Consider the following 12,596-nt stretch of genomic DNA (forward strand, 5'->3'; position numbering starts at 1 on the left):
ACTGGGTCCAGGCGACCTCGTCGGGGCCGGGGTTCTTCATCTTCGACTCGATGCGGTCGTGGATCAAGCTGCTGCGCGGCCGCCGGCGTCGAGGGGGGTGACTACTGGATGTTGGAGCGCCGGATCGTGTCGGCCGAGCCGTCGCCGTTGTTGTCGGAGTTGGTGGAGCCGAACCAGATGGCGTTGGCTCCGGGCACCTTCTCGACCGCGCGGAGCCGGCCGTACGTGCCGTTGAAGTACGAGTTGACGGTCGAGACGTTCTCGCCGTTCAGCACGATGCGCCACAGCCGCTGGCCGCGCAGCGCCGCCATGAAGACGGTGTTGTTGACGATGGCGATGCCGCTCGGCGAGGCCTCGGAGACGCTCCAGGTGTACTTCGGGTTCGTCATGCCGGAGGTGCTGCAGGTGCCCTCGCAGGTGGGCCAGCCGTAGTTCTTGCCCGGCTGGATGAGGTTGAGCTCGTCACGCGAGGAGTTGCCCAGCTCCGACGACCACAGGCGGCCGGCCGAGTCCCAGGCCAGGCCCTGCGGGTTGCGGTGGCCGTAGCTGTAGACGCGGGTGCCGAACGGGTTGCCGGGCGCGGCGGCGCCGGTCTTGGTGATGCGCAGGATCTTGCCGTTGAGCGAGTCGAGGTCGGGCGCGTTGCTCGACGACTGCGCGTCCCCGGTGGTGACGTACAGGTAGCCGTCGGGGCCGAACCTGATCCGCCCGCCGTTGTGGTACCGGTTCTTGTCGATGCCCTGCAGGATGGTGGCGTAGCCGCTGAGCGCGGTGCCGTTGAAGTTCATCTTCGCGACCCGGTTGCCCTCGGAGGCGGTGTGCATGAAGAACACCTCCTGGTCGGTCGTGCCGTTCCAGGTGGGCGAGAAGTCCAGGCCCATCAGGCCGCCCTCGCCGTCGGTGGTCTGCACGTTGGGCACGGTGCCGACCTGCGTCTTGGTGCCCGACGGGGTGATCTTGAACACCTTGAACGTGTCGCGCTCGGTCACCAGCGCGTACGAGCCGTCCGGCGCCCAGGAGATGTCCCACGGCACGTCCCAGCCGCCGGCGACGCTGGTCGGCGTCTGCGGCACGGTGCCGCAGCCGCCCGTGGTGAACGACGCGGACGGCGCGCTCGGCGTCGAGAGCTGGTTGGCGGTGTCACGCGCGACGACGTGCACCTGGTACGTGTGCGCGCATTCGAGCGGCACACTGGCCGTGGTGGCGGGCGGGGTCCCGGTGACCGTGGCGAGCACGGCGTTGGTGGCGTTGTCACGCACCAGGTAGGCGCGCACCCCGTTGTCGTCCGTGGAGGCGCCCCAGGTCACGGTCGCCGAGGTGGCCTGCACGCCGCTGACGGTGGGCTGTCCCGGCTGCGACGGCGGGTCGTCGGCGGGCGCGGGCAGCGTCTGGCAGTTCGCCTCGGGGCTGCTCAGCGACACGTTGCCGGAGGCGTCGCGGGCGAACACCGACAGCTGGTAGGAGAAGTTCGGGTTGAGCCCGGTCAGCCGGTACGGCGGCGCGGTCGCGGTCGCGATCTGCTGGCCCTGGTGATAGATGTCGTACGCGACGACGCCGATGTTGTCGGTGGACGGCGGCCAGTCCAGGGTCAGGGCGTTGTAGGAGATGTCGGAGCACGTCGGCTGCCCCGGCGAGGTCGGCTTCTCGGTGTCACCCGGGCCGCTGACCCGCAGCCGGTCGAGGTTGGGCCCGCCGTTGTCGGTGGTGGCCGTGGCCCTGACCGTGTTGCCGCCCGCGTTGAGCGGCGCGTCGACGCTGATCTCCTGCCAGGTGGTCCAGGCGCCGGTGCCCGGGAAGGAGCGGGCGGTGGCGACGGCGGTGCCGTTGACGGTGATGGTCATCGGCCGGTCGGTGGTGGTGCCGTTGGCGAAGCGGAAGGTCAGGCTCTGGGTGCCCGCGCTCGCCGCGCTGACGGCGAACTCGACGTACGAGCCGGTGACGTTGTCGTAGTTGACGAAGCCGGAGCCGGTGAAGCCGGCGTGGTTCGACTCGACGACGCCCTGCGAGATCGTCGCGGACTCCGCCTGGTAGTCGGTGAAGGTCGACGACTGGACCTCGGCGTCGAGGTAGTCCCAGTTCGGGTTGCCGCCCGCGCCCGCGGCGGTGGCCCTGATCTTGTTCGCGCCCGCCGTGAGCTGGGCGGTCAGCGTGACCGTGGTCCAGGTGGTCCAGGCGCCGGTGGCGGGGAACGACCGGGCGGCGGCGACGGTCGCGCCGTTGACCGCGATGTCGCTCGGCCGGTCGGCGCCGGTGCCGTTGGCGTAGCGGAAGGCCAGCGTGGCGGTGCCCGCGCTGGGCGCGTTGACGGTCCATTCGGTGTACGAGCCGGCGACGTTGTCCCCGTTGACGAAGCCGGTGCCGGAGTAGCCGGCGTGGTTGGACTCGACGACGCCCTGGGAGATCGTCGCGTTCTCGGCTTCGTACCGGGTGGGCGCCGCTTCGGCTGGGACGGTGACGGCCGTCATTCCCAGGGCGAGTAAGCAGGCGATGACGCAGGCCCGGGACTTGCTGAAGTTCATCGGGCGCTCCTGGCTGAGAGTGATGCCTCGAGTAAGGGGAGGGAGCTTTCCAAACGTTTGTCACAAACCGCCGTGGGCGTCAATACTTGGAACGGTCCATATTTTAGGAAACTTTCCTAACTCTTCGCTTCGGATACATCGGATGAAAGTGACCGGTAGACAGGCGCCAGGTCGGGATGTATGCCTGTAATGCGACTCAGGAGATCGGAGCCATGCGCCGCTGGGTGCCATACATCTGGACCGGCGGCACGGCATCACCGCTCGTCAGACCCGGAGTGATACATGGGACGTCTTCGCGCGACCAGCGCCGCCGCACTCGGCGCGCTCGTGTTTCTGCAACCGGTTGCCGCCGCTCCGGCCGCGGCTGCCACCCTCTACGAGGCCGAGAACGGAACGATCTCGCAGGGCATCGTGGAGTCGAACCACGCCGGCTTCACCGGCACGGGCTTCGTCAACTTCGACAATGTAGCGGGATCGTCCGTCGAGTGGACCGTGAACGGGCCGGGAACCGTCACGCTCGCCTTCCGCTACGCCAACGGCACGGGCGCCGACCGGCCGATGAGCATCACGGCCGGCGGCACGACCACGACGCTCTCCTTCCCCGGCACCGGCTCCTGGACCACTTGGCGGACGGTGACGGTCCGGGCCGAGCTGGCGGCGGGCACGAACGCGGTCAGGGCCGCGGCCACCACCGCCAACGGCGGCCCGAACCTCGACTCGCTGAGCGTGGACTCCGCGACGGGCACCGACTGGTCCAGGGCGATGGTCGACTCGACGATGGCCCGCTTCTCCCCCAGCTCTCTCGGCGGCTGGAGCTACCCGCAGGGCCTCTACCTCTGGGGCCAGTACCTCGTCTACCAGCGCACGGGAGAGCCCCGCTACCTGCAGTACATCAAGGACTGGGCCGACCGGTTCGTGGACTCCTCCGGCGGCATCTCGCAGAGCTTCAACAACCTGGACAGCATGCAGGCCGGCAACGTCCTGCTCGCCCTCTACCGGGAGACCGGCCAGGCCCGCTACCGCACGGCCGCGGCCAAGATCAGGACCCGGCTGAACACGTACCCGCGCACCTCCGACGGCGGCTGGTGGCACTCCACGTCCAGCTCGCGCGAGGGCCAGCTCTGGGGCGACGGCGTCTACATGGTGGACCCGTTCCTCGCCCGCTACGGCGCCTGGGTGGCGGGCGACTCCTTCACCAGCGCCGAGCCGGCCAAGCAGCTCGAGATCTACTGGAGCCACCTGCGCCGCACGTCGGGCCAGGCCGCCGGGCTGTTGTACCACGCCTACGACGAGCCGGGCGGCCCCACCGCGTCCTGGGTCAAACCCTCACTGGGCAACACGAACGGGATCTCGTGGTGCCGGGCGATGGGCTGGTTCGGGATGGCCGTCACCGACATCCTCGAGCTGCTCCCTGCCGACCATCCGCGCCGGGCGGCGCTGATCGACATCCTGCGCGAGCTCGTGCCCGCGTACGCCCGCTGGCAGGACCCGGCCACGGGCCGCTGGTGGCAGGTGGTCACCGAGCCGTCGAACCCGTCGAACTGGACGGAGACGTCGTGCTCGGCGATGTACACGTACACGATCTCGCGGGCGGTCGAGCGCGGGTACGTGGACGCCTCCTACCGCGCGAACGCGGAACGCGGCTACCAGGGCGTCCTGGCCCAGGTGTCACTCGGCTCCGACGGACGGACCAACCTCGTGGGCGTCAGCGAGGGCACCAACGCCAGCGACTCGCTCAGCTACTACTTCGGGCGTGCCCGGCCGGTCAACGACTTCCACGGGCTGGGGGCGTTCCTCATCATGAACGAGCAGCTCAGCCGGTAGGCCGCCCTCCCCAGACGTGTCCTTCGTCCAGCGGAGGCAGAGCTCGAGCAGCTCCCCCGCCCGGGGGCGTGCGGTCGATCCACACCTCGCGGCCCCTGCGCTCGCGGGCGATGAGCCGGGCCGCGACCAGCCGGTCGCAGTGGAACGTGATGCTGCTCGGCGGGATGTTCATCCCGCCGGCCAGCATGGCCATGGTCATGGGCCGTTCTCGTCACGGACGAGGCGCTCGGCGACCGAGCCGAGCAGCTCGTCGAGGCCGCCCCGCACGCTCGCCACGCCCACGCGCGCGACCTCCCTGTCGAGCAGCGGCCTGGCCCGGCTCCACAAGCGCTCGGCCGTGGCCCAGACGTCGGCGAACGCGCCGGCGTACCCGTGCAGCCAGCGGCCGGGCCGCTCGGCGGCCGCCCGCCAGTGCGCGGGCAACTGCCCGAACGCCTGCTCGAGGTCCTTGAGCAGGGTGTCGGGCGACATGTCACGCAGGAGGTCGATCTGCTCCTGCACGGAGTCGTCGCCAACCGGCGCGCGCGGCACGACGCTGTCAGGCGCAACGGAGCAGCCGGGGGCGCCCAGCGGCCGTACGATCTCCCGTGACCGGCGGCTCGCCCTCGACTGGACCGCGCTCCTCCACGCTTGGGGAAGGCCGCGGTGACGGCCCGCGAGCGCGTCCGTGATCATGGCGAGGACGGTCAAACTCGGCGAAAGCGACACCGAAATTCGCGGCGCCGCGGTTATTCGAATTTCCGTCCGCTGTTGCGTGCTGAATATGCCGACTCCCGCAATCGCTCGTACCGGAGGCCCCAGTGTGCCGAGCCGGTCTTGCAGAGTTCGTGTGGGTTCCTTGAATCGCCTGCTCACCTGCGGTTCGTGTGCCCTGACGATTCCGGGGAAGAAGTGAGCGGCGGTATCTAGGCGAAAGGCGGACGCCCGGATATGGTGCGATACGGGCAAGCCACAGGATTCGCGATCGGTAGGCGTCGCATGCCGGATCTGTCGTTCGTCACTCAGAGGTTGCCGGGCGTGAGCGTTATCTCGGTGGCCGGCGAGGTCGACGCCGCCACCGCCGGGCGGCTCGACCGCTACATCCGGCGCAGCCGCCGGGTGCCGGGCGAGCATGTGGTGATCGATCTCAGCGAGGCTCAGTTCATGGGGAGTTCAGGCCTTCGCGTCCTGCTCAACACCCATGCCTACGCCCGCCAGCACGGCGGCAGCCTGCGCCTGGCCGCGCCCCCTCCGAAGCTCGCGAGGATCATGGAGATCACGCAGGCGCACACCGTCCTGCACGTGCACGCCACGGTGGAGCAGGCCGTACTCGCGGCGCTCGGCAACCCGGCCCCCGAGTCCCTCGGCCCGTCGGCCGAGGACCGCGGCAGAGACGCGGTGTGAGCCTTTCAGGCCGCCGTGCCGTCCAGCGCATCAGCGGGCATCACGGTCTTCGCCCGTGGCGGGGGAACGGCCTTCAGTGGTGGCGGCTCCCCCGAACCGCGTCGGGATCAGCAAGGCTCATCTCCGCCGCACTGCTCGGGCGATAAAGTTGGGGCTCATGCCGCGCGACACCCTTACTCGGGAGCAGATCGTCCGGGCCGCCGTCGCGGTGCTGGACGCCGAGGGCGTGGACGGGCTGAACATGCGGCGCCTGGGAGCCCAGCTGGGGGCGGCGGCCACGGCGATGTACTGGCACGTCAAGAGCAAGGACGACCTGGTCGTGCTGGCCGCCGACCACGTGTGGGACGAGATCCGGCTGCCCGACCCCGACGAGGTCGGCTGGCGGGCGGCCGCGGCGGCGCTGGCCTCCGGCGCGCACGACATGCTCGGCCGGCACTTCTGGATGGTCACGGCCATGAGCACCCACCTCATCCACGGCCCGAACAAGGCCAGATACGACGACCGGTGCCTGGCCGTCTACGAGGCAGCCGGGTTCGGCGGACGGGATGCGGACCAGGCGTCGGCGACCGTACTCATGTACGTGATCGGCGCCGCCCAGGGCGAGGCGGCCGAACTGGCATGGCGCGCCCGCCTCCGCAGGGCGGGGGCCGACGAGGAACAGCAGCTGCGCGAGACCCTCGAGCGCATCGGCGAGATCGCCCAGCGCTATCCCCGGCTGCGGGCCCGCAGTATGCCGTCGGTCGAAGAGACGCCTGCCCTGCCGGACGAGGCCACGTTCGAGTTCGGGCTGCGGACCATCCTCGACGGCCTGGAGGCGCGGCTGGCTAACGGAAATAGGCGCTCGCGCCCGGAGTCGCCAGCAGGACGATGACGGCGAGCGAGCCCGCCGTCGCGAGCACGAAGCGAAGCACGATCAGCGGGCGCAGCGCGGCGGGGAACGCCTCCTGCGCCGCCCGTACCACCGCTCGTCCGTCGAGCTCCCGCACTGCCGGGTCGCCTGACTTCCTGAACGCCGCCGCGACGTAGCGGGCGGCGAAGATCTGGCTGCCGGTGACGAACCCGCCGGCGGTCAGCATGACCGCCGCCGCGATCCACGACAGGATCCGGCCGGCCCCGCTTCCCGCCAGGCCGAGCGAGGCCAGCGCGGCGAAGGCGACGGCGATGCCGATCGGGAACAGCAGCTCGACGACGCTCTCGGCGAACTTGATCCGGTGCTGGGCGAGGGCGGTGGCAGGCACTCCCTGCCGGGTCACGACCGCTTCGGCCGCCCGCTGTGCCCGCTCTCCGTGGGTGTGGACGATGGCGGGGAGGATGAGAAAGGTCGCGGCGAGCGCGTACTGCAGCGCGGATGCGACGAGGACGGGGACTGGCATGGGAGCCTCTCGAGTAGCTACTTGCACATTGTTCAAGTACGACTCTAAGAAGCACTTGAACAATGTGCAAGTACTGCTCGAACTTTGTTTAAGAACCTCCCAGCTCCAGGCGGATCGTGCTCGACTCCGTGAGCATGACGACCACGCCCTGGTCACGCCGCCAATCGTCGGCGATCAGGAAGTAGCGGCCACCGGTGTGCGCGAACAGGCGGAGGTTGCCGTACCGGTACGTGTAGGCGGCCTTGCCGGTCGAGGCGGGCAGGGCGGACTCCTTGCCGGCTCCCAGGTACAGGCGCTCGGTGCTGTAGAGGGTCACTTTCGTGAGATCGCCGACGATGAGGTTCTGCGCCAAGGAGACACCCTGGTAGATGGCCAGGTTGGTGGCGCCGTAGAACAGCGACACACAGACGATGATCGAGGTGAACGTGTACAGCAGCGGCAGGCCGTCGCGCGGGGAAGCGCCGGGCAGCAGGGTGCGGAGGTGCGTTCCGTACAAGGTGAGCAGGACACCGGCGCCGATGCTGAACGGGAAGGCCAGGAACGAGGCCGTCTGCAGGACGAAGCCCAGCGCCCACATCGCGAGCGGCAGCACCAGCCAGGCCAGGGACAGGGCGCGGAGGGTGTGTCTGATCAGGCGGTCTCCTGTGCCGTCCTTCCTCGCGCGCGGAGCGAGCACGTGGTCGGCCTGCAGCCAGAGCAGCCCGGCAACGCCAATGATCATCAGGAGGACCAGCACCGGGCGCACGCTCCGCAGCACATAGTCCTTGGTGGACATGTCGAGGATGCTCTCGTCGATGCCCAGCTCGAACGCCTGGACGGCGCTGAGCTGCCAGCCGAAGTACACCAGCAGCGCGGTCGTGACGGTGACGTTGGCCAGCACGACCAGCGCCCACCGGAGCACCGGATGTCCGGTGGACCCGGCGGGCTCGGCCGCCTCCACGAGGTCGTCAGGCGACGGCTCGGCCGCCTCGACGGAGCCATGGGGCTCCGGCTCCGGCTCGGCCGGCTCCTTGCGATTCTCGACGGTGGGCTCGCTCGTCACGATCCCGATCCCGATCCCGTGTCCGTGCCGGAGCCCGAGTCCGGAGTCTCGCCTGAGTCGGGGGTCTGTCCCGGATCAGGCGTGCTCTCCGGATCGGGCGTGCCGGCCGGATCAGGAGACTCGGCAGGATCCGGACTCTCCTCCGGGCTCTGAGGCAGCGGCTCGACCGGCGGGCAGCCTCCGAAGGCGGACTTCGGCTTCTGCTTGACGACGCTCCCCACCGCTCGATGCAGCTCGCAGATGAACCAGACGTCCGACCCCTCCCACGCCAGCCGGGCGTACTCGGACTTGGCCGAGGCCACGTCCTTCCGGCACAGATACACCCCGGCCTGGAAGAGCGGCACGGTAGTCGCTGTCCTGAAGTTTCCCTTGGTCTCGTCGAGCGCCGTCTGAGCACCGGGGCAGTCCCCCTCCGCCAGAGCGTCGTACACTCGCCCCTCGTTGACGTCCACCGCCGTGTTCCCGGTGGGGAGGGTGAAGCCGTATTTGGTCCGCTGCTTCCCCGCCGGAGGGTCCTGCTTCCCCGCGCGGGTCGAGGTGCCGTCGGGCCGGTCTGCCGCGTCCGGCCCTTCGAAGGCCCCGCTCTTGCACGCCCCGATGGTGAGGCACAAGGCGAGTACCGTCGCAACCGTCCTGGTCTTCATGGTTCACGACGCTAAGCGCGCGATCCGCGAAGGTCTTGAGTATCCCCCTGCTCAAATCCAGCTCGGGGCGCCGGGCCGGACAGGAGCAGGGGATGGCGGTTCAGCGGTAGGCGGCGGCCTGGAGGGTGTAGAGGTCGGCGTAGAGGCCGTCGAGGGACATCAGGGTGGCGTGGTCACCCTGCTCGGTGATCTTGCCGTGGTCGAGGACGTAGATGCGGTCGGCGTAGCGGACGCTGGCCAGGCGGTGGGTGATGAGCAGGACGGTGCGGCCGTCGGAGTGGTGGCGGATGCGTTCGAAGAGGGCGTGTTCGGCGCGGGCGTCGAGAGCGGCGGTGGGTTCGTCGCAGATGAGCAGGTTGGCGTCGCGGTGGAAGCCGCGGGCCACGGCGATGCGCTGCCACTGGCCGCCGGAGAGCTCGTGGCCGTCCTTGAAGCGGCGGTCCAGCAGGGTGCGGTAGCCGTGCGGGAGGCCGGCGATGACCTCGTCGGCGCCGGCCACGGCGGCGGCCGCGTCCAGAGCCTCCGGGCCTTTGTCGGTGCCCATGGTGATGTTGTAGCGGGCGGTCAGGGGCCAGCGGGTGTGGTCCTGGGCGATGACGGCGGTGCGCATGCGGAGGTCTTCGGGGTCGACCTCGCGCAGATCGGTGGAGTCCCAGCAGACCGTGCCGGAGTCGGGCTCGTACAGACCGGCGAGGATCTTGGCGAGGGTGGTCTTGCCGGAGCCGTTCTCGCCGACGAAGGCGATGACCTCGCCGCGTTTGATCTCGATGGAGACGTCCCGCAGCGCGGGTTGGTCGGCGCCCGGATAGGTGAAGGTCAGGCCCGAGGCGACGATGCGGTCGAAGCCCTCGGGGGCCGGGGTGGGGCGGGGGGCGGTCAGGCGGCGTTCGGCGTCGGCGCAGAACTCCAGGAAGTCCGTGAAGTACAACCCCTGCTCGTAGAGCCGGTTGGTGGCGTACAGGAGGCTGCTGAGCGAGCCCTGACCCGATCTGATGGCCAGGACCGCCGTGCCCGCCACCGCCAGCGGGATGGCGGCCAGGGCCAACAGCACGCCCAGGGCGACGTAGACCAGCCCGGTGCCGAGGCCGCCCAGCGCCTCGCCGATCAGCCGGGCGAAGGTCTGGCGGCGGGCCAGGCGGAGCAGGACCTCCTGCTCGGCCCTGGCCACCGCGTCGTACATGCGCAGCAGGAACCCGCGCATCGTGAACGACCGCACCTCGGCCGCCGACTCCCGCTCCGCCAGCAGCTCCGCGATGATCCACTTGCGGCGGCGGGCCGGGATCAGGCCGTACATGGTGGCGTAACGCATGCGCGCGCTCCGGACCGCCGCCCACGCGTCCGGCAGGACGGCGAGCAGCAGCAGGGGCAGCAGCGCCGGGTGGAGCACGCCGAGCACCCCGGCCGCGGCCACGATGCCGACCGACGCCGTGACCACGTCGACGGCTCCCGACACCACGGAGTCGGCCACCGCCGCGCCCCGGCCCCCGGCGCGTTCCAGCGCGTCGTGGAACTCCGGGTCGTCGTAGGCCACCAGCTCGACCCGGCTGGTCAGGCCGTACAGGCGCTCCTCCGTCAGCCGGGTGATCTGCGGGGTCAGGCGCGACTCCGCCCAGCCCGCGCCCGCCTGGACGGTCGTGCTCAGCACGGCCGCGCCGCCGACCAGGGCGAGGCTGGGCAGCGCGGCCATCACCCGGTCGGGGGTGGGGCCCTCGCTGAACAGGGCGCTGAGCACGCCGGTGGTCGCCAGCAGGCCGAAGGCCGTGAAGACGCCGCCGAGGAGGTTGAGGCTGATCGTGGCGAGCATGTCGCGCGGGCTCGCGCCCCACGCCATGCGCAGCGCCTGGGCCACCAGTGAGGGGAGCCGCTTGGCGATGGTCAGGAAGCCGACCTCCGCCATCTTGTCGTTGTGAACGTTCCATTTCGGAGTGGCGATCTCGCCGAGTTCGAGGGGCTCATCCTGCATGCTCTGAGTATGCGGGCGGGCACCGACAGCCTGTCATCTCGATAATTCGGGGCCGCCGAGCCACCGAGGGGTCATATCACCGTGATAGGGGCAATCTGGTAGCTCTTCCCCGGGCTAAGAGTGCGGTTACCGTGTCGGCCACCCCCAACTCCCGGAGGAGGCCACGTGCCGAAACCCCTTCGTCTCGCACTGTCCCTCTTACTCGGCCTCGCGTTCCTGCAGGTCACCGCGCCCGCGCAGGCCGCGGTCCTGGTCAGGGTGGTCAGGTACGACCCCAGCAGGGCGGCGGAGTTCGTGTCCGCGGTGAACCAGGCGGCCCAGATCTGGAACTCCAGTGTCACCAACGTCCGGCTTGTCCAGGGAACGCCCGCCGACTTCGTGGTGTACGCCGACAACGGCTGGCCACGGACGCTCCCCACCAGTCTTGGCCGCGGCACCATCTGGATGGGCAGGGAGGCCACCGGCCAGGGCTACAACCCGCTCCGCATCGCCGCCCACGAGATCGGCCACATCCTGGGCCTCCCGGACCGGCGCACCGGGCTCTGCTCCGACCTGATGTCGGGGTCGAGCGCGGGCGTGAGCTGCACCAACCCGAACCCGAGCGCCGCCGAGCGGGCCGAGGTCGACCGCAACTTCGCGGGAAGCACGCCGCAGGTGGAGTTCGACCGGCTCCTCGTGGACCGCTGACCCGGCCGGGCGGCGGTCTCCCCCTCCCTGAACACCGCCGCCCGACCGCCTGTCCTCACCCGTGCGGGCGTCCGGTCAGGAGCCGGTGCCGGTGGGCGGGACGCGGACGATGCGGTCGTCCGTGGCCACCGGGCTGCCGCGGCCGTCCCTGTTGCTGGTCGTCACCCAGAGCCAGCCGTCGGGCCCGACCGTCACCGCGCGCAGCCGCCCGTACGTGCCCTGGAGCTCGGCGACCGGCGTCCCCGCCCCGCCGCCGCTCGTCACGGGCACCGTCCAGAGCCGCGTCCCGCGCAGCGCGGCGACGAAGAGCGTGCTGTTCGCGTACGCCAGCCCGCTCGGCGACGCCTCGGCCGTCGACCAGGTGACGATGGGGTCGCGGTACGACGGGTTGCCGCAGACGCCCTCACACGTGGGCCAGCCGTAGTTGCCGCCCGCCACGATGAGGTTGACCTCGTCCCTGGCGTTCTGCCCCAGCTCGGCGGCGAAGAGCCGGCCCTGCGTGTCCCAGGCCAGCCCCTGCACGTTGCGGTGCCCGTAGCTGTAGACCCGGGAGTTGCCGAACGGGTTGCCCGGCGGGATGCTGCCGTCGGGCCTGATGCGCAGGATCTTCCCGGCGGGGGTGTTCAGGTTCTGGGCGTTGGCGGTGTTGCCCGCGTCCCCGGTGGCCACGTACAGCAGGCCGTCGGGGCCGAACGCGATGCGCCCGCCGTTGTGGATGGAGGACCGCGGCACGCCGGAGAGCAGGACGGTCTGGGTCTGCGGGGCGCTCAGCCGCAGGCGCACGAGCCGGTTGTCGGTGCCGGTGCTGAAGTACGCGTACACCCACTGGTCCTGGGTGTACGTCGGCGACACGGCGATGCCGAGCAGCCCGCCCTCCCCGGAGGCGGAGACCCCGTTGACGGTGGCCACCTGCGTGGGCGCCTGGCCGGGGCGCACCTGCAGGATCCTGGCGGTGGTGCGCTCCGAGACCAGCGCGCTGCCGTCAGGCAGGAACGCCAGCCCCCACGGCACCTGCAGGCCCGTGGCGGCCACCTGCGCCCGGGAGTAGTCGAAGCCGCCGATGGCGGAGGCCGGAGGCGGGGCCACCAGGACGAGCCCCGCGGCGGCTAAGAGGAGCATGATCACGGTACGTACGCGCATGGCTAGCTCCTTGACAGGGAT

Annotated in this window: 12 protein-coding genes; 4 read left to right on the forward strand and 8 right to left on the reverse strand. The window is 70.5% G+C overall.

Translation table 11 applies throughout. From position 1 onward, the window contains the following. Positions 1 to 101: 101 nt before the first annotated feature. Positions 102 to 2,519, reverse strand: coding sequence for a PQQ-dependent sugar dehydrogenase (locus tag AB0J64_RS48260; protein WP_364043154.1), 2,418 nt, complete (start codon positions 2,517 to 2,519; stop codon positions 102 to 104). Positions 2,520 to 2,801: 282 nt separating this feature from the next. Here AB0J64_RS48260 and AB0J64_RS48265 point away from each other — a divergent pair, with 282 nt between their 5' ends. Continuing rightward, positions 2,802 to 4,343, forward strand: a complete 1,542-nt coding sequence (locus tag AB0J64_RS48265; protein WP_364043156.1) for a glycoside hydrolase family 88 protein — start codon at positions 2,802 to 2,804, stop codon at positions 4,341 to 4,343. Here the strand turns inward: AB0J64_RS48265 and AB0J64_RS48270 are convergent. Continuing rightward, positions 4,333 to 4,542 carry a MarR family winged helix-turn-helix transcriptional regulator gene (locus tag AB0J64_RS48270; protein WP_364043158.1) on the reverse strand — a complete coding sequence of 70 codons (210 nt, stop codon included), beginning with the start codon at positions 4,540 to 4,542 and terminating at the stop codon, positions 4,333 to 4,335. The two genes, AB0J64_RS48265 and AB0J64_RS48270, sit on opposite strands and share 11 nt — an antisense overlap. Then, a complete protein-coding gene (locus tag AB0J64_RS48275) occupies positions 4,539 to 5,018 on the reverse strand; it encodes a hypothetical protein (protein ID WP_364043160.1) in 480 nt (159 codons plus the stop codon). Before AB0J64_RS48275 ends, AB0J64_RS48270 begins: the two co-directional genes overlap by 4 nt. 303 nt (positions 5,019 to 5,321) lie before the next feature. Between AB0J64_RS48275 and AB0J64_RS48280 the strand changes: the two genes are divergently transcribed. Together AB0J64_RS48280 and AB0J64_RS48285 are read left to right on the forward strand one after the other, a co-directional pair. Beyond that, on the forward strand, positions 5,322 to 5,726 hold the full coding sequence (locus AB0J64_RS48280; protein ID WP_364043162.1) for an STAS domain-containing protein: 405 nt from the start codon (positions 5,322 to 5,324) through the stop codon (positions 5,724 to 5,726). A 157-nt stretch (positions 5,727 to 5,883) separates the two neighbouring features. Next, entirely contained in the window at positions 5,884 to 6,597 is a 714-nt protein-coding gene (locus AB0J64_RS48285) for a TetR/AcrR family transcriptional regulator (protein ID WP_364043164.1), read from the forward strand. Here the strand turns inward: AB0J64_RS48285 and AB0J64_RS48290 are convergent. The 4 genes from AB0J64_RS48290 to AB0J64_RS48305 all read right to left on the reverse strand — a co-directional run bounded on the left by AB0J64_RS48290 (position 6,551) and on the right by AB0J64_RS48305 (position 10,748). Further along, positions 6,551 to 7,099 carry a hypothetical protein gene (locus AB0J64_RS48290; protein WP_364043166.1) on the reverse strand — a complete coding sequence of 183 codons (549 nt, stop codon included), beginning with the start codon at positions 7,097 to 7,099 and terminating at the stop codon, positions 6,551 to 6,553. The two genes, AB0J64_RS48285 and AB0J64_RS48290, sit on opposite strands and share 47 nt — an antisense overlap. An 88-nt stretch (positions 7,100 to 7,187) precedes the next feature. Continuing rightward, on the reverse strand, positions 7,188 to 8,141 hold the full coding sequence (locus AB0J64_RS48295) for a hypothetical protein (protein WP_364043168.1): 954 nt from the start codon (positions 8,139 to 8,141) through the stop codon (positions 7,188 to 7,190). Next, the gene (locus AB0J64_RS48300; RefSeq protein ID WP_364043170.1) at positions 8,138 to 8,785 is read right to left on the reverse strand and encodes a hypothetical protein; all 648 of its coding nucleotides are present in this window, start codon (positions 8,783 to 8,785) and stop codon (positions 8,138 to 8,140) included. The genes AB0J64_RS48295 and AB0J64_RS48300 overlap by 4 nt, the downstream gene beginning before the upstream one ends. A gap of 100 nt (positions 8,786 to 8,885) precedes the next feature. Beyond that, the gene (locus AB0J64_RS48305) at positions 8,886 to 10,748 is read right to left on the reverse strand and encodes an ABC transporter ATP-binding protein (RefSeq protein WP_364043172.1); all 1,863 of its coding nucleotides are present in this window, start codon (positions 10,746 to 10,748) and stop codon (positions 8,886 to 8,888) included. A gap of 165 nt (positions 10,749 to 10,913) precedes the next feature. Here AB0J64_RS48305 and AB0J64_RS48310 point away from each other — a divergent pair, with 165 nt between their 5' ends. Next, positions 10,914 to 11,435 (forward strand): snapalysin family zinc-dependent metalloprotease, encoded by a 522-nt coding sequence (locus AB0J64_RS48310; protein WP_364043174.1) that lies wholly within the window; start codon positions 10,914 to 10,916, stop codon positions 11,433 to 11,435. Between the two features lie 75 nt (positions 11,436 to 11,510). Here the strand turns inward: AB0J64_RS48310 and AB0J64_RS48315 are convergent, their stop codons facing one another. Further along, positions 11,511 to 12,575, reverse strand: coding sequence for a PQQ-dependent sugar dehydrogenase (locus tag AB0J64_RS48315; RefSeq protein ID WP_364043176.1), 1,065 nt, complete (start codon positions 12,573 to 12,575; stop codon positions 11,511 to 11,513). Positions 12,576 to 12,596: the final 21 nt, after the last annotated feature.

Source organism: Nonomuraea sp. NPDC049695 (assembly GCF_040674955.1).
In the GTDB taxonomy this organism is placed as follows: Bacteria; Actinomycetota; Actinomycetes; order Streptosporangiales; family Streptosporangiaceae; genus Nonomuraea; species Nonomuraea helvata.

What these genes read in the sequence shown, in the direction of transcription:
- AB0J64_RS48260 (WP_364043154.1), bottom strand. Translation starts at nt 2,519, where the DNA reads ATGAACTTCAGCAAGTCCCGGGCCTGCGTCATCGCCTGCTTACTCGCC.
- AB0J64_RS48265 (WP_364043156.1), top strand. Translation starts at nt 2,802, where the DNA reads ATGGGACGTCTTCGCGCGACCAGCGCCGCCGCACTCGGCGCGCTCGTG.
- AB0J64_RS48270 (WP_364043158.1), bottom strand. Translation starts at nt 4,542, where the DNA reads ATGACCATGGCCATGCTGGCCGGCGGGATGAACATCCCGCCGAGCAGC.
- AB0J64_RS48275 (WP_364043160.1), bottom strand. Translation starts at nt 5,018, where the DNA reads ATGATCACGGACGCGCTCGCGGGCCGTCACCGCGGCCTTCCCCAAGCG.
- AB0J64_RS48280 (WP_364043162.1), top strand. Translation starts at nt 5,322, where the DNA reads ATGCCGGATCTGTCGTTCGTCACTCAGAGGTTGCCGGGCGTGAGCGTT.
- AB0J64_RS48285 (WP_364043164.1), top strand. Translation starts at nt 5,884, where the DNA reads ATGCCGCGCGACACCCTTACTCGGGAGCAGATCGTCCGGGCCGCCGTC.
- AB0J64_RS48290 (WP_364043166.1), bottom strand. Translation starts at nt 7,099, where the DNA reads ATGCCAGTCCCCGTCCTCGTCGCATCCGCGCTGCAGTACGCGCTCGCC.
- AB0J64_RS48300 (WP_364043170.1), bottom strand. Translation starts at nt 8,785, where the DNA reads ATGAAGACCAGGACGGTTGCGACGGTACTCGCCTTGTGCCTCACCATC.
- AB0J64_RS48305 (WP_364043172.1), bottom strand. Translation starts at nt 10,748, where the DNA reads ATGCAGGATGAGCCCCTCGAACTCGGCGAGATCGCCACTCCGAAATGG.
- AB0J64_RS48315 (WP_364043176.1), bottom strand. Translation starts at nt 12,575, where the DNA reads ATGCGCGTACGTACCGTGATCATGCTCCTCTTAGCCGCCGCGGGGCTC.